This is a genomic window from Acinetobacter sp. MYb191 (assembly GCF_037572605.1).
GTDB lineage: Bacteria > Pseudomonadota > Gammaproteobacteria > Pseudomonadales > Moraxellaceae > Acinetobacter > Acinetobacter johnsonii.
The window spans coordinates 94,405-116,038 of sequence record NZ_JBBGZP010000013.1; the positions used below are offsets into that span (position 1 = coordinate 94,405).

General features: G+C 37.9%; 24 protein-coding genes and 2 pseudogenes. 18 read left to right on the top strand and 8 right to left on the bottom strand.

The window, feature by feature from the left end; translation table 11 throughout:
• Positions 1-2: 2 nt before the first annotated feature.
• Positions 3-647, bottom strand: a complete 645-nt coding sequence (locus WH214_RS07390; RefSeq protein ID WP_339421581.1) for an HvfX family Cu-binding RiPP maturation protein — start codon at positions 645-647, stop codon at positions 3-5.
• 158 nt (positions 648-805) lie between these two features.
• Between WH214_RS07390 and WH214_RS07395 the strand changes: the two genes are divergently transcribed.
• The 6 genes from WH214_RS07395 to WH214_RS07420 all read left to right on the top strand — a co-directional run bounded on the left by WH214_RS07395 (position 806) and on the right by WH214_RS07420 (position 3,993).
• Positions 806-1,114 (top strand): HvfA family oxazolone/thioamide-modified RiPP metallophore, encoded by a 309-nt coding sequence (locus WH214_RS07395; RefSeq protein ID WP_218287667.1) that lies wholly within the window; start codon positions 806-808, stop codon positions 1,112-1,114.
• 70 nt (positions 1,115-1,184) lie between these two features.
• Complete coding sequence (locus tag WH214_RS07400) at positions 1,185-2,045, top strand: HvfB family MNIO-type RiPP peptide maturase (RefSeq protein WP_339421580.1); 861 nt, start codon at positions 1,185-1,187, stop codon at positions 2,043-2,045.
• Complete coding sequence (locus tag WH214_RS07405) at positions 1,996-2,754, top strand: HvfC family RiPP maturation protein (RefSeq protein ID WP_339421579.1); 759 nt, start codon at positions 1,996-1,998, stop codon at positions 2,752-2,754. The genes WH214_RS07400 and WH214_RS07405 overlap by 50 nt, the downstream gene beginning before the upstream one ends.
• Positions 2,751-3,371 (top strand): RNA polymerase factor sigma-70, encoded by a 621-nt coding sequence (locus WH214_RS07410; protein WP_004981640.1) that lies wholly within the window; start codon positions 2,751-2,753, stop codon positions 3,369-3,371. The genes WH214_RS07405 and WH214_RS07410 overlap by 4 nt, the downstream gene beginning before the upstream one ends.
• Positions 3,365-3,550 carry a zf-HC2 domain-containing protein gene (locus tag WH214_RS07415; RefSeq protein WP_004981638.1) on the top strand — a complete coding sequence of 62 codons (186 nt, stop codon included), beginning with the start codon at positions 3,365-3,367 and terminating at the stop codon, positions 3,548-3,550. The genes WH214_RS07410 and WH214_RS07415 overlap by 7 nt, the downstream gene beginning before the upstream one ends.
• Positions 3,551-3,765: 215 nt before the next feature.
• On the top strand, positions 3,766-3,993 hold the full coding sequence (locus tag WH214_RS07420) for a hypothetical protein (protein WP_004981635.1): 228 nt from the start codon (positions 3,766-3,768) through the stop codon (positions 3,991-3,993).
• A gap of 388 nt (positions 3,994-4,381) precedes the next feature.
• On the opposite strand, the gene WH214_RS07425 is transcribed toward WH214_RS07420, so the two are convergent.
• Positions 4,382-5,350 carry a GlxA family transcriptional regulator gene (locus WH214_RS07425; RefSeq protein ID WP_339421578.1) on the bottom strand — a complete coding sequence of 323 codons (969 nt, stop codon included), beginning with the start codon at positions 5,348-5,350 and terminating at the stop codon, positions 4,382-4,384.
• Between the two features lie 133 nt (positions 5,351-5,483).
• Between WH214_RS07425 and WH214_RS07430 the strand changes: the two genes are divergently transcribed.
• The 8 genes from WH214_RS07430 to trxB all read left to right on the top strand — a co-directional run bounded on the left by WH214_RS07430 (position 5,484) and on the right by trxB (position 11,209).
• Positions 5,484-6,368, top strand: coding sequence for an MBL fold metallo-hydrolase (locus tag WH214_RS07430; RefSeq protein WP_339421577.1), 885 nt, complete (start codon positions 5,484-5,486; stop codon positions 6,366-6,368).
• A gap of 82 nt (positions 6,369-6,450) precedes the next feature.
• The gene (locus WH214_RS07435) at positions 6,451-6,993 is read left to right on the top strand and encodes a cysteine hydrolase family protein (RefSeq protein ID WP_163169899.1); all 543 of its coding nucleotides are present in this window, start codon (positions 6,451-6,453) and stop codon (positions 6,991-6,993) included.
• Positions 6,994-7,188: 195 nt separating this feature from the next.
• Entirely contained in the window at positions 7,189-7,623 is a 435-nt protein-coding gene (arsC, locus tag WH214_RS07440) for an arsenate reductase (glutaredoxin) (protein WP_004981624.1), read from the top strand.
• A 57-nt stretch (positions 7,624-7,680) separates the two neighbouring features.
• A complete protein-coding gene (locus tag WH214_RS07445; protein ID WP_004981615.1) occupies positions 7,681-8,001 on the top strand; it encodes a metalloregulator ArsR/SmtB family transcription factor in 321 nt (106 codons plus the stop codon).
• Between the two features lie 6 nt (positions 8,002-8,007).
• Complete coding sequence (locus WH214_RS07450) at positions 8,008-8,481, top strand: arsenate reductase ArsC (RefSeq protein WP_004981612.1); 474 nt, start codon at positions 8,008-8,010, stop codon at positions 8,479-8,481.
• Between the two features lie 7 nt (positions 8,482-8,488).
• Positions 8,489-9,529, top strand: coding sequence for an ACR3 family arsenite efflux transporter (arsB, locus tag WH214_RS07455; RefSeq protein WP_067669987.1), 1,041 nt, complete (start codon positions 8,489-8,491; stop codon positions 9,527-9,529).
• A 4-nt stretch (positions 9,530-9,533) separates the two neighbouring features.
• The gene (gene arsH / locus WH214_RS07460) at positions 9,534-10,238 is read left to right on the top strand and encodes an arsenical resistance protein ArsH (RefSeq protein WP_339421576.1); all 705 of its coding nucleotides are present in this window, start codon (positions 9,534-9,536) and stop codon (positions 10,236-10,238) included.
• Between the two features lie 17 nt (positions 10,239-10,255).
• Positions 10,256-11,209, top strand: coding sequence for a thioredoxin-disulfide reductase (gene trxB / locus WH214_RS07465; protein WP_067669989.1), 954 nt, complete (start codon positions 10,256-10,258; stop codon positions 11,207-11,209).
• 134 nt (positions 11,210-11,343) lie between these two features.
• Here the strand turns inward: trxB and WH214_RS07470 are convergent.
• A pseudogene (locus WH214_RS07470) lies at positions 11,344-12,270 on the bottom strand (IS5 family transposase).
• A gap of 164 nt (positions 12,271-12,434) precedes the next feature.
• Positions 12,435-15,005, bottom strand: a pseudogene (locus tag WH214_RS07475) (bifunctional diguanylate cyclase/phosphodiesterase).
• Between the two features lie 246 nt (positions 15,006-15,251).
• On the opposite strand from WH214_RS07475, the gene WH214_RS07480 reads away from it, so the two are divergent.
• A complete protein-coding gene (locus WH214_RS07480; RefSeq protein ID WP_004981592.1) occupies positions 15,252-16,199 on the top strand; it encodes a sensor domain-containing diguanylate cyclase in 948 nt (315 codons plus the stop codon).
• 55 nt (positions 16,200-16,254) lie between these two features.
• Here WH214_RS07480 and WH214_RS07485 read toward each other — a convergent pair whose 3' ends face one another.
• The gene (locus WH214_RS07485; protein ID WP_159128700.1) at positions 16,255-17,634 is read right to left on the bottom strand and encodes a heavy metal sensor histidine kinase; all 1,380 of its coding nucleotides are present in this window, start codon (positions 17,632-17,634) and stop codon (positions 16,255-16,257) included.
• The gene (locus WH214_RS07490; RefSeq protein ID WP_004981589.1) at positions 17,631-18,302 is read right to left on the bottom strand and encodes a heavy metal response regulator transcription factor; all 672 of its coding nucleotides are present in this window, start codon (positions 18,300-18,302) and stop codon (positions 17,631-17,633) included. The genes WH214_RS07485 and WH214_RS07490 overlap by 4 nt, the downstream gene beginning before the upstream one ends.
• 105 nt (positions 18,303-18,407) lie before the next feature.
• On the opposite strand from WH214_RS07490, the gene WH214_RS07495 reads away from it, so the two are divergent.
• The 3 genes from WH214_RS07495 (at position 18,408) to WH214_RS07505 (ending at position 19,742) form a co-directional block, all read left to right on the top strand.
• A complete protein-coding gene (locus WH214_RS07495; protein WP_035326664.1) occupies positions 18,408-18,896 on the top strand; it encodes a GlcG/HbpS family heme-binding protein in 489 nt (162 codons plus the stop codon).
• Positions 18,897-18,906: 10 nt separating this feature from the next.
• The gene (gene uraH / locus WH214_RS07500; protein WP_004981585.1) at positions 18,907-19,308 is read left to right on the top strand and encodes a hydroxyisourate hydrolase; all 402 of its coding nucleotides are present in this window, start codon (positions 18,907-18,909) and stop codon (positions 19,306-19,308) included.
• A gap of 179 nt (positions 19,309-19,487) precedes the next feature.
• A complete protein-coding gene (locus WH214_RS07505; protein ID WP_058952279.1) occupies positions 19,488-19,742 on the top strand; it encodes a TIGR03643 family protein in 255 nt (84 codons plus the stop codon).
• Positions 19,743-19,756: 14 nt separating this feature from the next.
• Here the strand turns inward: WH214_RS07505 and WH214_RS07510 are convergent, their stop codons facing one another.
• Complete coding sequence (locus WH214_RS07510; protein WP_080632296.1) at positions 19,757-19,891, bottom strand: DUF2256 domain-containing protein; 135 nt, start codon at positions 19,889-19,891, stop codon at positions 19,757-19,759.
• 3 nt (positions 19,892-19,894) lie between these two features.
• Positions 19,895-21,418, bottom strand: coding sequence for a cryptochrome/photolyase family protein (locus WH214_RS07515; protein WP_339422946.1), 1,524 nt, complete (start codon positions 21,416-21,418; stop codon positions 19,895-19,897).
• Between the last annotated feature and the right edge of the window lie 216 nt (positions 21,419-21,634).

Sequence of the window (21,634 nt, forward strand, 5' to 3'; positions counted from 1 at the left end):
AATCAGAGCTTACGAACAGCTTTGTGCAACAAAGCCCTTTTGATATTTAAAAATATACGCTTCAGCCAGTAATCAAAACTTAGGTAGCGCCCACCACCGAGTACCAATAAAGCTAACAGCATGACTAAGTAAGTTACTGCAAACTCAATACCATTATTTAAGATGACAAATGATCCACTTGAAGTTAACCAGTCATAATTTCCATACGTCTCTAATATCTGACGAGCCTTTTCTAACTTTTCAGATGAAGCAATCACCTGAGCACTAGCAAATGGCGCATTGGGATCAGCAATTGCTTGCCATCCATTCGGTAAATGTACCGTAACGATAGCAACTAACATGGTGATAATGAGTGGAATGCTGATAAAGCGGGTTAATAAGCCTAACGCTAACAGAATAGCCCCCATAATTTCAGTCGAAGTTGCGAGTGCAGCCAGCAGTGTAGGAAATGGTAGACCTAAACCCCAATCAGTATCACCGAACCATTCGACTGTATCTTGAAAATGGGTAAATTTATTTGTACCCGCCATCCAGAATATCGGAACTAAATAAAGTCTTAGTGCAAGTGCTGCAATACCATCACCATGTTTTATGACACTACAAAATTTTTGGAATTTTTCTGATAAAAGATAGATAACGTTGTTCATGATAAATTCACACCCAATGCGATTGAATAGTCATTAGTCGGGTGATAACGGTATTTCTTACATAATTTTTAATTTGGACTGTAATAAATGTCAGTTTAAGTCGTCTAACAACATGTACCTAAGTACAAACCGAGAAATTATCTTAAAGGAATAGAAAAATGAACAAACTAAACTCAATCACATCAGTCGCAGCACTATTAGCTTTATCTGTAGTTGGTGTAACTCAAGTATCCGCAGCAACAACTACTCATGCGACAGAAACACATGCAAGTAAAGCGGCTGATGGCAAATGTGGTGAAGCTAAGTGTGGTGCAAATAAAATGCATAAACACGAAAAGACCACTGAAGCAAAATGTGGCGCTGATAAAAAAGCAGCAGATGGTAAATGTGGTGCAACCAATAAAGCAGCAGATGCGAAATGTGGTGCTGATAAAAAAGTTGCTGATGGCAAGTGTGGTGCTAAATAGTCAATCAGTTAGAAGATGATGTCGCTATGGATCACATAGTCGACATCATTTCCAACATTGGAGTATCGCTATGGTTGATTTAGCTGGTGTAGGACTTGGGATAAGAAGGGATTTTATAGATGAATTTCTTAGTGCTGAAAAAGCTCCAGACTTTATAGAGATTGCACCTGAAAATTGGATGGGTTTTGGTGGTCGGCATGCAAAGCTATTAGCACGATGCGTAGAAAAAGCACCATTAATATGTCATGGACTATCATTATCGATTGGAGGACCTCATCCGCTCAATATTGAATTTATTCAACAGATTAAAAGTTTCTTAGCAGATTATCATGTCCCGATTTATTCTGAACATTTAAGCTATACATATGATAGTGGCTACTTATACGATTTGATGCCGATTCCAATGACAGAGACTGCGGTCAAATATGTGGCTGAACGTATTTTACGTGTTCAAGATATTTTAGGAAAAAGATTGGTGGTTGAAAATGTCTCAACCTATTTAATGCCAAATGCTGAGATGAGTGAAGCCGATTTTGTTTCTGAAGTTCTTCAGCAAGCTGACTGTGAATTACTACTTGATGTGAATAATGTCTATGTAAACAGTATAAATCATGGCAGTGATGGCTACGCTTTTATTCGAGCAATGCCAAAAGAGCGGATCCGTTATATACATATTGCGGGACATGAACAAGTTGAACAAGACCTATTGATTGATACGCATGGCGCAGAAGTGTGTGATTCTGTTTGGCAATTATTGCAACATACTTATCAAGTCTGCGGTGTAAAGCCAACCTTACTTGAGCGTGATTTTAATATTCCATCGTGGAAAGCGTTACAAGATGAAATGACCAAAATTACAATAATGCAGCAGGAGGGCGGTAATGAAAATAGAGCAAATATCTTTCCACGCGACGCAGCAGCAGTTTTGTAACTGGATTCGTTCTCCTCAATCTGAATTGCCGAAAGCACTTCCTGCGGAAAGAATGCAGATTTATCGAGATTTACTTTTTAATAATGTTTGTTCTTTTATTAACTTGGTTTATCCAGTAACTCGAGCAATCTTGCCTGAGTTAAAGTGGCAAAAGCTATTAAATGAATTCTTTCAAAAAGCGCAATGCGATTCACCGTTTTATAATGATATTTCCCTACAATTTAGAGAGTATCTGACAGACTGTCAGCATCCTATTTTAAAAGAATATCCTTGGTTATCTGAGCTCTTACAGTATGAGTGGCTTGAACTCTATTTAGATACCATTGAAATTGCAAAAAAAAAGGTGACTTTGCAGGATAAATGGCAATTAAAAACCCAAGTCTGGGTGCTCGTTTATCAATATCCAGTCTATCAATGGTCGTCACGTATGAGCATTTCTGAAATTGAGCATATGCCGAGTGTCATCATGGTATGGCGAAATGATCAAGATCATATCTGCATCGAAACCTTATCTGCTTTATTTGCAGTGGTCATTGAACAACTCAATCAACAAGAGTTAGTTGAACAAGACATTAAGAATTTAATAAAAGCGACATTCCCTGATTTTTCTAATACCCAGATCCAAACACAGATCTATGGGTTAAAAGAGTTATTAACCCGATTGAAATTGTTAGATGCTCCCAATAACAATGATGAGGAAAAGGGATGAGCGTAGAACCAGCAAATAGGGATGAGGAAATATTGCAACAACTGCAAAGCCCAGCCTTTTTAATCGAACTCAGACAACAAATGTTGAAGTTTGCCATTTTACAATTGTCCTCATTTCAACTTGCTGAAGATGCTGTTCAAGAAGCATTAGCCAGTGCATACCAACATATTAGCTCTTTTACTGGTCGGGCAGCTTTTAAAACATGGGTGTTTGCTATTTTAAAAAACAAAATTATTGATTTAATTCGACAAAAATCTCGTTTGATGACAATGAGCGAGTTGTTTAATGATGAGGAAAGCGAATTAAGTATAGATGCGTTATTTGATGCGTCTGGACATTGGCATAAATATGAAGCACCTCAAGCTTGGCCTAGTCCAGAAGAGATGTTGGAGCAACATGATTTTTGGATCATTTTTAATGCCTGTTTGAATCACTTACCAGCCAAATATGCACAAGTTTTTATGCTTAGAGAAATGATTGAACTGAGTTCAGATGAAATTTGTGAAAAGCTCGGAATTACTGTTACTAACTTAAATGTACTTATGTATAGAAGTCGAACAAGATTACGTGAATGCTTAGAAAATAAATGGTTATTGAAGGAGGATTGCTCATGCTAACGTGTCTCCAAGCCACCCAATTATTATCTGAAAGATTAGACAGACCCCTTCTGTTTCTAGAACAGACTAATTTACAAATTCATTTGTTGGCATGCCGTTCATGTCGTCGTTATGGAAAGCAAGTCAAAACACTTAGTCAGCTTTCCAAAGAGTTTAAAAATTTTGATGAGGGTAAGTAGCTCGTATCTGCTTTTTCCAAATACAAAGTCCTCAGGCTAAGTTGATGTGAGTAATATAAAATAACTATTAATTCGATTTTGAGAATTTGTACGTGAATGCTTATGTTTGTTTTATAAAATCTATTTTTTTTAAAGGAAAATATTTTATATCAGTTTCTTTATTTGTGATTATTCTGTACATTTATTAGTCAAATTTGCGTTGTGAAGAGGGCGGTATGTATAACTTTTCTGTAAGTGATTTAGACCAAATAATTGAAAACACACTGAAAGAAAATAAAAAGATCAGTAAAGTATTGATGGGATATAAGCTATTTCATGAGTTAATGAATGATCCTAAGTTTCATGCAGAAGTGACTAATTCAGCGTTAAGTGCGACGAAAAGAAAATATAAGCGTTTAAAAATCAAAATCACGACGGATGAATACCAGCTTCACTTTGAGTAAAATCATCTACTTGAATAAAAAATTTTGAAGTCTAAGTGCAATATTAAAATTAAGAGTACCCACTTTTCTACTGTGAAAAAATTCGATAAGATAATAATCCATTATTTTTTTGTGCTCTATATGCGCCCCCGAATACGTAAGTTCTTACATTCCTTTTGTTCACCACCGAATTCAAAAGTTCTTGAGATGAAATATAACTTAAGTAGTTATAGTGATTTGGACTTAGTTAAGAAAATTCAAAAATCTAGCTGCCAAAATCTTAGAGCAGCCATTTGCAGCATCCTTTATGAGCGTGGTTATACCCCTGCTGAAATCACGCTATTAACCAACGAATAGCCTTAACGTAAAGGCCATCCATGCTGAACTGTTAAAATTACAAATATTTTACTTAGAGCTGCAGATCTTTAGTGTTGATCCCAAAAGACTTTCTCCACACCTGAGGACTGGTGCCATATTTTTCACGGAAGTTCTTTCTAAATGACACTGTATTGTTAAACCCTGAAAGCTCGGTGATCTTTTCGATAGACAAGTTTGTGGTTTCTAATAATTCACAACTTAGTCTTATTCTTTCAGTATTCAGCCAATCGACTAAGGTCATGCCCGTAGCTTTCTTGAAATGCCGTGTGAATGTCCTACGTGTCATATTTGCCCGTTCAGCTAGGCCTTCAATACTATGTTGAATAGTTAAATTCTTTCTTAAAAAATCAAGTAACAGATTAATTTGTGCATCCTGGCTCGAATTTGCCACAGGCTGTTCAATAAATTGAGCTTGTCCTCCTTCACGATGAGGTGGGATCACCATTATTCTAGACACTTTATTTGCAACTCGTGCATTATAGATTTCACGTACTAAATATAGACAGCAATCCAATGCTGCGCCTGTTCCAGCTGAGGTGACGACTCTTTGGTCTTCTACATACAGGGCATCATGATCGAGCTGAACCTGTGGAAATCGTTCACTGAAATCGTGTTCAGCCATCCAGTGCGTAGCGGCTTTTTTATGGTCGAGCAAACCCGCATATGCCAATGCATAGGTCCCGTAGCATAGCCCCACGATTCTGATTCCAGTCTGATATGCCCAATTTAGGCCTTCAATCAGGACTTGTTCAGGCTTGTGATTAAAATCATTCCATCCAGGAATAATAATGAGATCCGACTCTTTGATGAGTTCGATGCCGCCATCAGGAATAATGATCATGGATTGTTCTGTTTTTACGGGCTGGCCATCTATAGAAAAGATTTTAAGGTTAAATAATGGCTTATCTTCAATTTTAATATTAAAGATAATGTGAGGAATGGAGAAGTGAAACGGATTGATATTGGGATAAACGAACAATCCAATAGTAGGTATAGCCACTCCATTTCTCTCCGCGAAAATTGTGACTATAGCATTTTGTCCCAATAGTTTCGATGATTGTCTTTAAGGACAATTTTTTTATTGGATGATTTCTATCATGATCCAAGCATGACTCAATGATTGGATCTGGAATATGAATAAAGTTTTAAGCCGCTCTGTTATTGCACTCTCTCTGGCAATCGCTTCAGTCCATTTATATGCGAATGATCAGGTGGTTCAGCGAGATACCTCTAAAGTTACCCATATACAAGAAATTCGCAATGCAACGATTAAAATCAGCTATGCCGATACAACCTTTTTAATTGACCCAATGTTTGCGAAAAAGGGGTTTTATGAAGGTTTCCCTGATACTCATCGTAGCTATTTACGCAATCCATTAGTCGATTTGCCTATCAAGCCCGAAACGATTTTAGAAGGTGTAGATGCGGTAATCGTGACCCATACCCATTTAGATCATTGGGATGATGCAGCACAAGCGACTATTCCGAAAAACATGCCTGTGTTTGTACAGAATAAAGAAGACCAAAAAGTCATCCAGTCACAGGGTTTTAAAGATGTTCGTGTATTAACACAAACAACGTTTGAAGGCATTAAACTCACTAAAATTGGTGGTCAACACGGTACTGATGCTATGTACCGTATTCCTAAACTCAAAGCTGGATTAGGTGAAGCAATGGGTATGGTATTTGAAGCTGCTGGCCATGAAACGGTTTACATGGCTGGTGATACCATTTGGCGTCCTGAAGTTGATCAGGCAATTCAAACATTTAAACCTGATGTAATTGTATTAAATACAGGTAATGCATTAATGGATGGATATAAAGAGTCCATCATTATGGGCAAAGAAGATACTTATCACGCAACTCAGAAAGCCCCAAATGCCAAAGTTATTGCTGTTCACATGGATGCCATTAACCACATGTCGGTAACACGTGCTCAGCTTGCAGAATATGTAAAAGACAAAGGAATCCAAGATAAGGTTTTAATTCCTATCGATGGTGAAACGCTTTCATTTTAAAGCAACTTAAAGAAGTGGAATTTCCACTTTTTTTAAATCATAAGCAGAACAAAACCAATATAGATTAAATAAAGGAACAGACATGTCAAAATCAGCTTTATTAGTCATCGATTTACAAAATGAATATCTGCCTACAGGTAAATTACCTTTGGTCAATATTGAACAGGCTGCTGCTAATGCAGTGAAGGTAATTGCCAAGGCCCGTCAACAGGGTACTCAAGTGATTCATGTCCAGCATATTGCGAATGCTGAATCGCCTATATTTCAACCTGACTCAATTGGTATTGAATTTCAGGACACAGTTAAGCCACAAGCAGATGAAACTGTGGTCATTAAAAATCACATCAACGCGTTCTTAAATACGAATCTCAAAGAAATTTTAGATAGCAATCACGTGACTGAGCTAGTCGTGATTGGTGCTATGAGCCATATGTGTGTTGATGCTGCTGTTCGTGCTGCTTCTGACTTTGGTTATAAGGTAAGGGTTATTCATGATGCTTGTGCAACGCTAGACCTAGAATTTAATGGCGTTAAAGTACCTGCTGGTCATGTTCATGCAACATTAATGGCCGCTTTTGAATTTGCATATGCTCAAGTGATATCAACCGAAGATTATGTTAGCTAAAGATTAAGATTTTCTAAAATTAACTTTATGCTAAATCTAAAATTAGACAATAAAAAGCCTGATTATTTATCAGGCTTTTTATTGTCTGCTCATTGTGCTGGACAAAATGGTAATGCTTTAAAGTAAAATATGGAATTGCATATATATGTTTATTCATATATAAATATATGTAAAGATTCGATTGAGTTTGAGCAAATGACTGCTACTCCAAAAGTGAAGATCTATCACAATCCTGAATGTGGTACATCACGTAATACATTGGCATTAATTCGTAATGCCAATATTGAACCTGAAGTGATTGAGTACCTTGTAACACCTCCATCTAAAAATGAACTGATTCAAATGATCGCGGATGCAGGTTTAACGGTGCGAGAGGCGATTCGTAAGAATGTTGATCCATATATAGATTTAGGAATTGACAATGAAGACTGGACCGAAGACCAATTATTGTGCTTTATGCTTCAGTATCCAATTTTAATTAACCGTCCATTCGTGGTGACTGAACGAGGAACTCGTTTAAGTCGTCCTTCTGAAATTGTGTTGGAGATTTTGCCTTTACCGCAAAAGGGTGCTTTCACTAAAGAAGACGGTGAGCAAGTGATTGATGCGAATGGGCAGAGATTGAAATAAAAATTTCATGGATATATGTGAATATTGATATATCCATATGTTTGAGTGAGTAAAAATATGGATCAAATCAATTTCTTTAAATGTTTGGCTGATGAAACGCGATTCAACATTGTTATGTTGGTTCTTGGGAATAATGAACAGTGTGTTTGTGATTTGACTGAAAAATTACAGCTGAGCCAACCCAAGATTTCACGGCATTTAGCCTTACTGCGTTCTTCGGGTCTCTTACAAGATCGACGTCAAGGGCAATGGGTTTATTACAGTCTCAATCCCAATTTACCCACTTGGTGCGTAGACGTACTTAACACCCTTAACAATACCGATATACAGCCAAAAGTTGCACCATCCTTTCAGCAAATCAATAGTTATTGCGAGTAGTAAAATATGAAATTTCTTTTTTTATGTACTGGAAATAGTTGCCGTAGCATCCTGTCAGAAGTGCTGTTTAATAGTCGTGCGCCTGAAGGGTGGAAAGCTTACAGTGCAGGTAGCAAACCATCTGGACAGGTGCATCCATTGACCATTGAAACTCTGGAAAACTTAGGTCTTTCAACTGAAGGTTTGTGGAGTAAAACGATTGATGACTGCGAACAATACCAACCTGACGTTGTGATTACCGTCTGTGATTCGGCAGCTCAAGAAGCATGCCCGCTGTATTTAGGTGGTGCAATTAAAGCACATTGGGGTTTGGTCGATCCTTCACATTTGGATTTACCGAAAGAAGAAAAGCTCAAAGCATTCCAAGTCACTGTTGATCATATCAACCGTCGCTTAGACGCTTTATTGGCACTCGATACAGCGCATATGTCTCGCCCAGATTTGATTGCCGCAATCAATCAAATTTCGCATATTGAATGAGAACATCATGGCTCAACAAAGATTATCCTTTTTAGATCGTAACCTGACGCTATGGATTTTTATTGCTATGGCGTTGGGAATTGCGATAGGCGTGTTCTTTCCGCAAGCTTCTGTCGCTTTGGACAAAATGAGTGTGGATTCAGTCAATATCCCGATTGCGATAGGTTTGATTTTGATGATGTATCCGCCACTGGCAAAAGTGGACTATGCGACGTTGCCGCAAGTATTTAAGGATAAGAAAACACTAACTTTATCCTTAGTACAAAACTGGCTGATCGCTCCCGTGCTCATGTTTGCATTGGCAATCATATTTTTGCAGAGTTATCCCGAATACATGACAGGCGTAATCCTGATTGGTTTAGCACGATGTATTGCGATGGTTTTAGTCTGGAATGGTTTGGCCTGTGGTGATAATCAATATGTCGCAGCATTGGTCGCTTTTAACAGTATCTTTCAGATTTTGTTTTTTAGTACTTATGCTTGGTTATTCTTGACCTTCTTACCGCCTTATTTTGGCGTTGCAGGGCAAGTGATCAATGTTGATTTTTGGACCATTACCCATGCTGTTTTGGTTTATCTCGGTATTCCGTTTTTATTAGGTTTCTTAACGCGCTTAATTTTGGTGAAACAAAAAGGCGTGGAGTGGTATCAAACCAAGTTTATTCCGAAAATCAGTCCTCTAAGTTTGATTGCTTTGCTGTTCACGATTTTGGCTATGTTTAGCCTAAAAGGTGGTGATGTTGTAAGCCTGCCAATGGATGTTTTACGAATTGCGATTCCTTTAACAATTTACTTTGTATTGATGTTCTTTATTAGCTTCTTTATGAGCAAATGGATGGGCAATGATTATCCGAAGACAGCAGCAATCTCTTTTACTGCGGCTGGAAACAACTTTGAATTAGCACTTGCCGTTGCAATCGCCACATTCGGTTTAGCTTCGCCAGTCGCTTTTACAACGGTGATCGGACCATTGGTTGAAGTGCCTGTGCTGATTGCTTTGGTGAGCGTGTCATTGTGGTTAAGAAAGAAATACTTTAAAGAGGCCTAACGCTATGAATCTCCCAAATGTAGATATGAATCTTCTCGATCAACCTACTTTAGAAAAAGTACAGGCTAAAGAGGTGAATCATCCACCGCGTATTTTGCTGCTGTATGGCTCAAACCGTGAGCGTTCATATAGCCGATTGGCGGTGATGGAAGCAGGACGTATTTTGGAGCAGTTTGGTGCTGAAGTAAAAATCTTCCATTCTAAAGGTTTACCCTTGCCTGAAGATGCGGATACTGAGCATCTAAAGGTTAAAGAATTGCATGATTTACTCGCTTGGGCAGAAGGTATGGTGTGGTGTTCACCTGAACGTCATGGCTCAATGAGTTCAATCTTTAAGTCACAAATTGACTGGATACCTCTAGCGGGTGGTGCGATTCGTGCAACGCAAGGCAAGACTTTAGCCTTGATGCAGGTCAGTGGTGGTTCGCAGTCTTTTAACAGCTTAAACCAGATGCGTATTTTAGGTCGTTGGATGCGTATGATCACGATTCCAAACCAATCGTCTATTCCCAAAGCTTTTTTAGAGTTTGAAGAGGATGGACGGATGAAACCTTCAGCCTTCTATGATCGGATTGTGGATGTGATGGAAGAATTATATAAATTCACCCTACTCACCCGCGGGCAAAGTCAGTACCTCACAAATCGTTATTCAGAGCGCAAAGAGTCTGCTGAAGAATTATCCAAGCGTGTCAATCAACGTAGTTTATAAACTCTAGGTGATCAGAAATGCAAAAGAGACATTCTAAATTATTGATTTTAGGTTCAGGGCCTGCGGGTTATAGTGCTGCTGTGTATGCAGCACGTGCAAACTTAAAACCTACATTGATAGCGGGTATACAACTTGGTGGTCAATTAACAACGACCACTGAGGTAGATAACTGGCCGGGCGACCCAGAAGGTTTAACTGGTCCTGCACTTATGGAAAGAATGCAAGCCCATGCTGAACGCTTTGGTACAGAGATTGTGTATGACCACATCAATGAAGTCGATTTAAGTGTCCGTCCATTTGTGCTTAAAGGCGACATGGAAGAATTCACTTGTGATGCACTGATTATTGCTACAGGTGCGACAGCACAATACTTGGGTCTTGAATCTGAAGCTAAATTCATGGGTCAAGGTGTCAGTGCATGTGCAACTTGTGATGGTTTCTTCTATAAGCACCAAAAAGTCATGGTCGTGGGTGGTGGTAACACAGCAGTTGAAGAAGCCCTTTATCTTGCAAATATCGCTGAACATGTCACCTTAGTTCACCGTAGAGACAGTTTACGTTCAGAGAAAATTCTACAAGATCATCTTTTTGCCAAAGAAAAAGAAGGCAAAATTAGTATTCTTTGGAACAATCAAGTTGATGAAGTCTTAGGTGATAATACTGGTGTTACTTCAGTCCGCTTGAAGTCAACTTTGGACGAAAGCATACAAGACGTTGAAGTTCAGGGCTTATTTGTTGCTATTGGTCACAAACCGAATACAGGTATGTTTGACGGCCAACTCAACCTACGAGATGGCTACATTCAAGTACAAAGTGGTACTTCAGGCAATGCAACAGCAACTTCTGTGGCAGGGGTATTTGCTGCGGGTGACGTTGCTGACAGCATTTATCGCCAAGCAATTACTTCGGCAGGCTCAGGCTGTATGGCAGCTTTGGATGCCGAAAAGTATCTTGATCAATTGAGCAATTGAAAGGCTCATTTAAATGCTTGAAAATTGTATGAAATACGCCCAGTCTGTTGAGCAGACTGGGCGTTATTTTGATTATAACAAGGCTTTGTTGCACAAAGATTTAAAAGACAGAACTCTGCTCACTTGAGCAGAACTCAAGTGAGAATTTGGGTATGAGGACGACCTAATTCTGTAAATTTATTCAATACAGCTATGCGTGCATGAATCTCACTTACCTGACTAAGAAAACTCCTTGCTGTTAATTTATCGCCCAATAATTTGATGGAATGCATCTTGGTTTCGACCAAACTTCGACGATGATAACCTGACCATTTTTTCCAAAGCGTTCTTCCTAAACGTTTCACTGTTTTTAGTAATTCATTCCGCTCTAAAGATCTCAATTTCTGATCTTTCCATGGTTTTGCATTTTTTCTTGGCGGAATGACCGCATATGCATCTCGATCTAAAATGACTTGTCTGCAGTGCTTCGTGTCATAAGCACCATCGGTATAGACTGAGTCAATTCGTTCATCTAAAGGAATTTGAGCAAGTAAATCACCGAGTACTTGCGAATCACTTACATTATTTGTAGTAAGTTGTACTGCACGTATTTGCAGCGTTTCAGCATCAATACCAATATGCAGCTTACGCTATTGGCGACGATATTCAGGTCCATGTTTTTTACATTTCCATTCACCTAGAAACTTCAAGCCAGTTGAGTCCACAAGTAGATGTAACCCATCGCTACTTTTTTGATAGCTAATCGCAATATCAATATGTTTTTGTCTTCGACAAAGCGTGCTGTAATCTGGCGCAGTCCAATTTAATCCACACAGTTTAATCAGACTTTAAACAAAACCCGTGACCATTCGTAAAGAGAGTCTGAATAAGGATTTGATCATTAAACAGCATTGAATAGCGGTATCAGAGTAAGTTTGATTTCTAACTTGTTTGCCGTGTGATTGTGCATACCATTGAGTGTTTGGATCAAACCAAATGGAAATATTACCCCGGTTAATGAGGGCACGATTGTAGGAAGACCAGTTAGTTGTACGATAGATTTTAGGAGTAGGCTTATTCATAGTGAAATTATAGGACTGAATAAACCTTCTAGGCTAGGTTTGTGCAACAAAGCCCATCTACTATAGGAACTGAACCGCTTATAGATATTGCTTTATTACTTAATAAGTTTTAGTTTTGAAGTAACATTATTTGTAGATTTTAACTTTTAGCTAAAATCTACAATTTAACATTCTTCTAGTGAGTAGTATTTAAAAATTAGGTTATTCAGTTCAACTGGCTTCGTGTAAAAATATCCTTGCAAGAGATCACAATTTTGATAATGAAGTATTTTTGCTTGTTCTAGTGTTTCTACTCCTTCTGCAACAACCTCAAGATTAAGCTGATGAGCTAAATGAATTATAGATTGAACTATAGATGCATCTTGAGAATTATTTGTCAAATTATCTATAAACTCACGATCTAATTTAATTTGATTAATTGGTAATCGACGTAAATAGCTAAGACTTGAATAACCTGTTCCAAAATCATCAATTGAAACTTTTACTCCTAGCTCACGAACTGACTTTAATATCTCAATTGCTCTATCTGCACCATTAATAATCACGCCTTCTGTAATTTCGATTTTAAGAAGATTAGCTGGTAGTTTACTTTTAATCAGTACACTTTCCAAGCAACTAAGGAAATTACTGCGACCGAATTGAAGAGGAGAAATATTGACAGAGACCGAAATTGTAGCGTTATTTTTTCCATTTATATGGGCAATATCAAAACACGCTTGTTCAAGAACCCACTGACCAATTGCGACAATTTGACCAGTTCTTTCGGCTAATGGAATGAAAGTATCAGGAAAAATAAAGCCTTTTTGAGGATGATGCCAGCGAATCAGTGCTTCTACACTGTGAACTTTTCCTGTTCGTGGATCCACCAAAGGTTGATAAAATAATCTAAATTGTTTTTCCTTTAGTGCAGTCATAAGTTCTAATCGCAAAAGAGCATAATCTTTCTCTGGGAAAAATTTGTTTGGATCTCTTTTATATAAATACCACGTGTTTCTTCCTTGTTTTTTTGCTTCTTTCAGGGCATTCATGGATTCATATAACAGCTCTGAAGCATATCGAGTATTAGAGTTTCTTACGGCAATTCCAATACTAGCTGTTAAATGTAGAGTTTTATTTTCAATCTGAAAGTTTTGAGAAATAAGGTCAAGTATACTTTCTGCCAAAGTAAATAACTGGTTATGATTTTTAGAATTTTTTACTAATAAAATAAACTTATCTTCAATATATCGACTCAGTAAAACATCTTTTTTTAATAAGTCCTGTAAACGTGAGCCGATATCTCTAATTATTTTATCACCGATCAAATAGCCTAGACTTTCATTCATAGATCTAAAATCATCAAGATCAATGTAAAATAATGCCAGACTAGCTGGGGATTGATTTTTTTGTTCAAATTCTTTTTCTAAAAATTTATTAAATGTTCTCTGATTTGGCAAACCAGTGATTGAGTCACGGGTATGTTGATACTTAATATAACTTCTGTTCTTTTCATCCTCAGTTATATCTTCAATATTACCTAAGAAGTGAGTACAAATATTATTTTGATCGAATACAGGCCCAAACGTTAAACGACACCAAAACCAAGTTCCATTTCTACGGTACTTTTTTAATTTCACTGTTGCTTCTTTTAGTTCCTTTATTCCTGTTTTGATCTTTTCTACCTGAATTAAATCAGTTTCAGGTCCTGACAAGAAGTTATAACTTTTGCCTAAAATTTCTTCTGGGCTATATCCAGTTATAGATGTAAATGAGGGGTTAACAAAAACTATTTCTAATTTATCAGAGATGTCAGTTATGAAGATCCCATTTGGACTCGCATCTACCCCGCGCTTTAATAAGCGCAGGCTTTCTTCATTTTTTAATCGTGTAGAAATATCACGTGCGATGGCAAATACACCAGTGACTTTTTGATTTTGAATAATGGGTAAATTTGTAAGATCAAGCCAAATGAGTTTTCCAGAAGCATGATATGCAGGAATTTTATAATGTTTAGCAATACCTTTTAATGCATCTTTAAATGCTAAGTTAATAAGTTTATGATATTTAGTTGGTATAAAAGTCCAAAAATGTTTTCCTAATATCTGTTTTTCTGAGAATCCAAGAATTTTATTACAAGTAATATTTGAATTTAAAATATAACCATTAAGGTCAATTTCAATAATTAAATCAGGATGATGTGTATAAAAAGAGCTATATTTTTCATTAATAGCTAGTCTCTGTTTGTATTCATTTTCTCTTTCAATTGCTAACGCAATTAATGATACCGCTTGATTTATAAATTCAAAGTGCTCTGATCTGGGCGTCTTCTCTTCACGATAGTAGGTGCCAAAAGTTCCATATAATATACCTTTAGCACTTATAATAGGTACAGACCAACAACTAATAATATTTTATTCTCTAACAAACTCTAAATAATTTTTCCAATTAGGATCAAGTATCAAATTACGACTAATAATAGTTTTTCTAGAAAAAGCAGCTGTACCACAAGATCCATTCTTATCCTTAACTTTTAAAGGACTGATTGAACGACAATATTTAGAAGAAAAGTGATGTTCCCCATTTACAAGTGTTAATGTTTGCTCCACTTCTGAATAAAGCATAATTGTGACTAAAGCATCTGTAATATTTGATTCAAGCCAAGAACATATCGAGTTAAGTATAAGTTGAAGATCTGTACTTTTATCAATAGAATTTAAAACATACTCAATATTTAGCTTTCTAAGATCACTCTTCACTTTTCAGACCCTCCTTGGCTCCAATACATTTTATGCGAAATAAAAGTAATTTTTTATTTAATTTAAGTATCAATAGTCTATATTGAAAAACATTGTAAAGTAAAAACAACTTTATGAAAAATATGTTTTTTTTGTGTATATTAATTTAGCTGCTTTTATATGTTTTTTAATTTTGATATAAGAATGTATGTTTAGGATCAAAAGTTTCACCGAAAGATGGCTAGTATACAACCAAGGACTACTTTAATGAATAAACAAAAGTTTAAAAATTTTGAAGATGCAGGAAGAGAAATTTTAAATTTTTTACATCAGAGGTTTGGATTTGACTTATGTATGATTACTCGGGTAGAAGGTGATGATTGGATAGTATTACAAACAGAAGACCATGGATACCATATTAAACCAGGTCAAGTTTTCAAATGGGCTGATTCATTTTGTTGCCATATGGTTAAAGGAAATGGTCCAAAAATTGCTCCTGCCTCAGAAAAAATTGAACTATATGCAAGTGCACCAATTAATAATCAGGTAAGTATTAAATCATATATTGGCCAACCTATAACTAATGAGGATGGTAGCTTATTTGGAACATTATGTGCTATTCACCCTCAAACAAAATCTGAAAATATAAGTCAAGATATAGCTATAATAGAGTTATTAGGAGATTTACTTAGTAGAATACTTCAAGCTGAATTACGTCAATTTAAGCATATTAATGAGTTTAAAAGTTTAAGAAAAAAAGTATTTAAAGATGATTTGACTGGTCTGTACAATAGAAGAGCTTGGGAAGAATTCTTAGAAAAGGAAGAAGAGCGATGTAAACGGTATGGCCATCCAGCAGCAATTTTTTTTATTGATATAAACGATTTGAAACAAGTTAATGATAGTTTGGGGCATTCGGCTGGCGATCATTTAATACAGTGCGCTGCAAATGTGCTTGTGAATACAGTGCGCAGTAATGATATTATTGCTAGATTAGGTGGAGATGAATTTGTAATATTAAGTATGGAAAACAACTCAGTAGGGGCTGAAATACTTTTAAAAAGAATTCTAGATGCTTTTTGTGAGGTTGATATTAGTATAGCTATTGGTTTTTCAATGAGAGTCCCAAATAAAGGTTTATTATTTGCAGCAGAACAAGCTGATAAAAAAATGTATATGCATAAGAAAAAATTAAAGTCTAAATTAATTTTTTAATATAACGTAAATATTTACTTTACTGATGTCCTAATACATACATTTAAATTTAAGACTATTTAGGAAAACACAATTCAAAGCATATACCTTCTGCGCTATTGACTGCCTGATACATTCCCTGATGAAGCGTTAAAATGGATGCAACAATCGATAGGCCTAAACCACCCGTTTGATGAGGACTTTGTCTGCTGGAGTTGCACTGATAAAAACGCTCAAAGAGATGAGGCAAATGCTCAGGGGCAACTTCCAAACCACTGGTGATTACAGATAATGTAATCATCTGCATATTATTAATGATCTTCCGGTGGCTAAGCACATAAATAGTTCGGTGATTGCCGCCGTGAACGAGCGCATTTGATATCAGATTATACAGCACTTGTTGTAACAGTTCAGGATCTGCCGATAGCTCAGTCGCCTCAAGACTTAAAACAAAATTGCAGTGTTGTTCTTCGGCTTGATACTCGAAAATACTGAATATATCTTCTATAAATGATTGAAGTTGAATCTTCTGTTTGTTTAAGCAAACTTTGTGCGCATCTGCGCGTGCTAGAAATAACATGCTGTCAATCATTCGTTTTAAACGTTGATAGTCCTCTAAGTTGGAAATCAAGAGTTCCTGATACTGTGCGGGACTACGTTTACTCATGAGTAAAATTTCGGTTTGCCCGATTAAATTATTCAAAGGTGTTCTGAATTCATGAGCAATGTCTTCGGAAAAACGATTCAGTTGGCTATATCCTAGTTCAATACGGTCAAGCATGGCGTTAATATCGGAGGCTAGTTGTTCGATCTCTTGAGGAGGATGATTTAGATTAAGTCTCTGTTCAAGTTTGTGAATACTAATAGCATGAGTTTGTTTGCGTAGTGTTCTTAATGCGTTCAATCCGAAACGGCTGGCAATCGCGCAAAGTATGAAAATGGCTAGAATGCCGCTAAATACATAGATAAATAGACGTTTTTTAAAAGGCGAGATAATCGCTAAACGTTCCGACCACTGCTTGCCTGCAATTAATAGATAGGGTTGTCGATTAATTTGAATAGTTTTCCATGCAATACGGGTGGGATAAGTATAAGCCGATAAATCACGGAATTGAATCTGGGGCTGGTGGGTAAATTCAGGCAGTGGAATGCCAAGAGGATTAATGTTGATCAGAGCCTGATTCCCTTTAAGCAATACAAATAGATTGTCCTGATTGCCGAGCATATTTTGATACAGCTTCGGCTGCGCAATAATCTGCTCAATATTGCGACTGTCCTGCAATAAAATTTCCAGACGTTCAATACGTTCAACCAAAGCCCGATCTTGCTGTGTAATTAGAATCTGGTTGATGCCAAGATAAGTCATCAATGCCACAGTACACAGAACCATCGCAGCACAAGTGGTAGCTAGTAGTGTTAATCGTAGTTCTAGCGAACGAATGGGGTTAAACATTATTTGTCTACCGAAATTTTATAGCCCAAACCGCGAACAGTATGAATTAACTTTATATCATGTCCCTCATCAATTTTACTGCGTAAACGCCGCACAGCTACATCAATAAAATTAGTATCGGTATCAAAATTGATCTGCCAGACTTCAGACGCTATTTGCCTGCGCGTAATAATTTCATTCGGATGGCGAAGTAAGAAGCGCAAAAGATTGAATTCTTTTTTACTGAGTTCTACAGGCTGTTGGTTACGCCAGACTTTATGATGGATTAAATCCAATTTTAAATTTGCAATTTCTAATTGATTTTCCTCTACATACTGCTGACGTCTAAGTAGACTTTTAATTCGGGCCAGTAATTCAATATAAGAAAAAGGCTTGGCTAGATAATCATCGGCGCCTAGTTCCAAACCTTTGACCCGATCAATCACTTGGTCTTTTGCGGTAAGAAAAATTACTGGAATCTTAGAAAATTGTCGCAATACTGTCAGGACTGCCCAGCCATCTATATCGGGCAACATCACATCTAATATAACCAGACTATATGCATGCATTTTTAACTTTTCCAAGCCTTCTAGCCCTGAATGGACACATTGCGCCTCATAGCCAGATTCATTTAACCCTTTAACTAGATATGAGGCGATTTTCACTTCATCTTCGATAATTAGAATACACATTTTGTTCAGGCTCATTTTGAAGATGACAACTTTGTAATGTGATTGTCATCATCCAAATCATTCAGATTGTATAAGATTTTTAAAACTTAATTCAGGGCAATCATGATGAACAAACTCAAAGGGCTTATTGCAACAGTAATGCTGATGAGTAGCAGTACTTTTGCACAATCCGTTCAATTGAATCAAGTTTATTCACTTGATTCTCAGACAGCACAAACTCTTATTGATGCTGCTGTGACCGTATGTCAAAAAATACAGCACAATATTGCCGTGGTGGTGGTAGATCGGGGAGGAAATACCTTGATTTCAAAGAGACATGAAACTGTCGGGCCACATAATTTAGGCGCAGCCGAAAAGAAAGCCTATACCGCTTTATCCACCAAAATGGCGACCATGTTGTTAAGTCAAAATGCCCATGAAAATAAGGATGCAAAAAATTTAACCACTTTATCAAATTTACTATTGTTAGGTGGCGGCGTACCTGTGCGTTATGAGAGTCAAGTGGTCGGCGCCATTGGCGTTGCCGGAGCAGGGGGCGCAAAAAATGACCATTACTGCGCTGAAACAGCTGTTAAGTCTATTTTCAATCCTTAAGGAATTCATCATGTTTAAAAAATTATTGCCACTCTCAACACTATTGTTGACCTCAATGACTTTTGCACAAACTAACCCCTTAAGTGTGCATGTGTTGAATCTAGAAAATGGTCTGCCTTCCGCTCAAGTCGAGGTGGTACTCGAAAAAAGTACCGGGAATAAATGGGTGAAATTAAATCAGCAATATACTGGCCCTAATGGCCGTATTACTGGATTGTTTCCTGAAAATCAGAAGCTTGAAGCTGGTATTTATAAAGTTACCTTTAAAACCGAGGACTGGTTTAAAAAAAATAAGCAAGATACCTTCTTTCCTGAAGTTCCTGTAATTTTTAAGGTAGATGGAAGTGTCAGCCATTATCATATTCCTCTACTTCTAAGTCCTTATGGATATTCGACTTATAGAGGCAACTAAGATTTAAAAGGGCTAGTCTAACTAGCCCTATTATTTGTGTTTAGTCCGTAAACTAGAGAAAATCACAAAAAATTCATGATCGTATTATTATGCTTTTAGTTGAATTAAAGTTGACTCAAGTTATGTAAATGAGTTGATAGAACTTATTGAAGCTTCATAGTAATTAAAATGAGAATGGCATGAACCAATTTTCTGAAGAAGACTTATCCAGAATTATCGAAATGGCCTGGGAGGATCGAACCCCATTTGAAGCCATTCAATGTGAGTTTGGTTTGAACGAAGCGGCAGTGATCCGCTTGATGCGGCAAAATATGAAACCCAGTAGCTTTAAAATGTGGCGTGCACGTGTGACAGGCCGAAAAACCAAGCATCTGCAGCTGCGTTTACCTGATGTGATACGGGCCTATTGTTCACGCCAATACAAGCGTTTCTAAGTGTTTGATTTTGATTACCGTCTGGACTCACGTTTACATCGTTCAGAACAATATTGTACTTCCTCCCAGCAGCGGTACCATTTCTTGCGCCAAGTAAAAGGGCGCAAACAGTGGATACAGATTTTTTCAGGGAGATGCTGTTTTTTCATCGTTTATAACTCATTGATCTGGCTAAGAAGTTGCTGGGCATGGCTGATAATCTGATGCCGATCTTTAAGTTTATCTAGCTGTCGATAGATCATGCCCATACGTGGATGAGTACGAAATTTCGCCTCATTCCGGATCATAAAATACCAGTACAGGCTATTGAACGGACAGCTATCTAGCTCTGTGCGAGTTTTGACATTGTAGCTACAGTGCTTACAGTAATCGGACATCTTATGGATGTAATTGCTCGAGGCCGCATAGGGTTTGCTGGCCATCAAGCCGCTATCGGCATGCATCACCATACCCAGCGTGTTCGGTAGTTCTACCCATTCATAGGCATCGGCATAGACTGCCAGATACCACTCGCTGATCTGCTGCGGGTCTACACCAGTTAATAAGGCAAAATTTCCAGTCACCATCAAACGCTGGATATGATGTGCATAGGCATGCTGAAAAGTATTACGGAAACACTCAGCCATACAGTTCATCCGAGTACGGCCAGTCCAGTAAAATTGTGGCAATGGTGCTGAGTGCTGCAGTGCATTGCGGCTGGCATATTCTGGCATGTACAGCCAGTAAATTCCGCGAACATATTCGCGCCAGCCGAGAATTTGTCGGATAAAGCCTTCCACTGCATTCAGTGGTGCATGACCGGCATGGTATGCAGCTTCTGCCGCATCACAGACTTCTTTAGGTAGTAGCAGACCACAGTTCAGATAAGGTGAGAGCAGGCTGTGAAACAGCATGTCTGAGTCTTGAACCATGGCATCTTGATAATCGCCAAAATGTGGCAAACTGTGGGTAATGAAATGCTCCAGTGCAAGCAGAGCATTGCTACGTGTGGTGCCCCAGCGGAAGTTGTCAAGGCTGCCAGAGTGACGGGAAAATTCACGTTCAACCAATTCAAGCACATCCAGATCAATCTGATCGTGTTCAAAGTGAAGTGGTGCAGGCAAAGGGGGATTGCCAGCCCAGGCCTTACGATTGGCGCTGTCATAGTTCCACTGTTCTCCAAACGGCTGCTGTCCTTGCATCAAGTAACCGGTCTGCTTGCGCATTTCCCGGTAAAAATATTCCATACGCAGTGTCTGGTAGCGACTGGCCCAGTGCCGGAACTGCTCCGGACTACAGAAAAAACGTTCATCATTCAGGCATTGTACTGGCAATTGCAGCAGCTGGCTCCAATACTGTTCAATCTGCTGCTGTAAACGATATTCCCCGCAGTGCGTAATGACCAGTTCTGTGACTGGTAAGAGTTGCTGCTGTGACTCTACGAAATCCAGCAGGCTACGAATCGGACTATCAGATTTAAAAGCATGGTAACGTACACGCCAGCCTTCTGCTTTGAGTTCTTTGGCAAAATGACGCATGGCGCTAAAAATCAGGGCAATTTTCTGCGGATGATGGGCGACATAAGTGGCTTCCTCAACAACTTCGGCCATCAGGATCACATCCCTGATACGATCCAGCGCTTTGAGCGTAGCAAGCTGATGATGAAGCTGGTCACCCAGAATTAAACCGAAACGCATAGCCATTCCAGACCCTATGAAAGATAGCGCAGTGTAAGTCAAGACAGTTCAATTTTTTGTGAAAATAAAGATCATCCTGCATGTTGAATCAATCCAACTCGACCAGATGGCCCGCTGACATCGCACAGAAATGATGAGTACTGCTATAACAAAATATTCATCCCTACAATGCTAAAGCCAGTTGATGAAACTCGCTTTACATGATTTCTTAATACA

What these genes read in the sequence shown, in the direction of transcription:
- WH214_RS07395 (WP_218287667.1), top strand. Translation starts at nt 806, where the DNA reads ATGAACAAACTAAACTCAATCACATCAGTCGCAGCACTATTAGCTTTA.
- arsC (WP_004981624.1), top strand. Translation starts at nt 7,189, where the DNA reads ATGACTGCTACTCCAAAAGTGAAGATCTATCACAATCCTGAATGTGGT.
- arsB (WP_067669987.1), top strand. Translation starts at nt 8,489, where the DNA reads ATGGCTCAACAAAGATTATCCTTTTTAGATCGTAACCTGACGCTATGG.
- WH214_RS07505 (WP_058952279.1), top strand. Translation starts at nt 19,488, where the DNA reads ATGAACCAATTTTCTGAAGAAGACTTATCCAGAATTATCGAAATGGCC.
- WH214_RS07430 (WP_339421577.1), top strand. Translation starts at nt 5,484, where the DNA reads ATGAATAAAGTTTTAAGCCGCTCTGTTATTGCACTCTCTCTGGCAATC.
- WH214_RS07410 (WP_004981640.1), top strand. Translation starts at nt 2,751, where the DNA reads ATGAGCGTAGAACCAGCAAATAGGGATGAGGAAATATTGCAACAACTG.
- WH214_RS07405 (WP_339421579.1), top strand. Translation starts at nt 1,996, where the DNA reads ATGAAAATAGAGCAAATATCTTTCCACGCGACGCAGCAGCAGTTTTGT.
- WH214_RS07400 (WP_339421580.1), top strand. Translation starts at nt 1,185, where the DNA reads ATGGTTGATTTAGCTGGTGTAGGACTTGGGATAAGAAGGGATTTTATA.
- WH214_RS07450 (WP_004981612.1), top strand. Translation starts at nt 8,008, where the DNA reads ATGAAATTTCTTTTTTTATGTACTGGAAATAGTTGCCGTAGCATCCTG.
- WH214_RS07490 (WP_004981589.1), bottom strand. Translation starts at nt 18,302, where the DNA reads ATGTGTATTCTAATTATCGAAGATGAAGTGAAAATCGCCTCATATCTA.
- WH214_RS07515 (WP_339422946.1), bottom strand. Translation starts at nt 21,418, where the DNA reads ATGCGTTTCGGTTTAATTCTGGGTGACCAGCTTCATCATCAGCTTGCT.
- WH214_RS07420 (WP_004981635.1), top strand. Translation starts at nt 3,766, where the DNA reads ATGTATAACTTTTCTGTAAGTGATTTAGACCAAATAATTGAAAACACA.
- uraH (WP_004981585.1), top strand. Translation starts at nt 18,907, where the DNA reads ATGTTTAAAAAATTATTGCCACTCTCAACACTATTGTTGACCTCAATG.
- WH214_RS07480 (WP_004981592.1), top strand. Translation starts at nt 15,252, where the DNA reads ATGAATAAACAAAAGTTTAAAAATTTTGAAGATGCAGGAAGAGAAATT.
- arsH (WP_339421576.1), top strand. Translation starts at nt 9,534, where the DNA reads ATGAATCTCCCAAATGTAGATATGAATCTTCTCGATCAACCTACTTTA.
- WH214_RS07445 (WP_004981615.1), top strand. Translation starts at nt 7,681, where the DNA reads ATGGATCAAATCAATTTCTTTAAATGTTTGGCTGATGAAACGCGATTC.
- WH214_RS07435 (WP_163169899.1), top strand. Translation starts at nt 6,451, where the DNA reads ATGTCAAAATCAGCTTTATTAGTCATCGATTTACAAAATGAATATCTG.
- WH214_RS07495 (WP_035326664.1), top strand. Translation starts at nt 18,408, where the DNA reads ATGAACAAACTCAAAGGGCTTATTGCAACAGTAATGCTGATGAGTAGC.
- WH214_RS07510 (WP_080632296.1), bottom strand. Translation starts at nt 19,891, where the DNA reads ATGAAAAAACAGCATCTCCCTGAAAAAATCTGTATCCACTGTTTGCGC.
- WH214_RS07390 (WP_339421581.1), bottom strand. Translation starts at nt 647, where the DNA reads ATGAACAACGTTATCTATCTTTTATCAGAAAAATTCCAAAAATTTTGT.
- WH214_RS07415 (WP_004981638.1), top strand. Translation starts at nt 3,365, where the DNA reads ATGCTAACGTGTCTCCAAGCCACCCAATTATTATCTGAAAGATTAGAC.
- trxB (WP_067669989.1), top strand. Translation starts at nt 10,256, where the DNA reads ATGCAAAAGAGACATTCTAAATTATTGATTTTAGGTTCAGGGCCTGCG.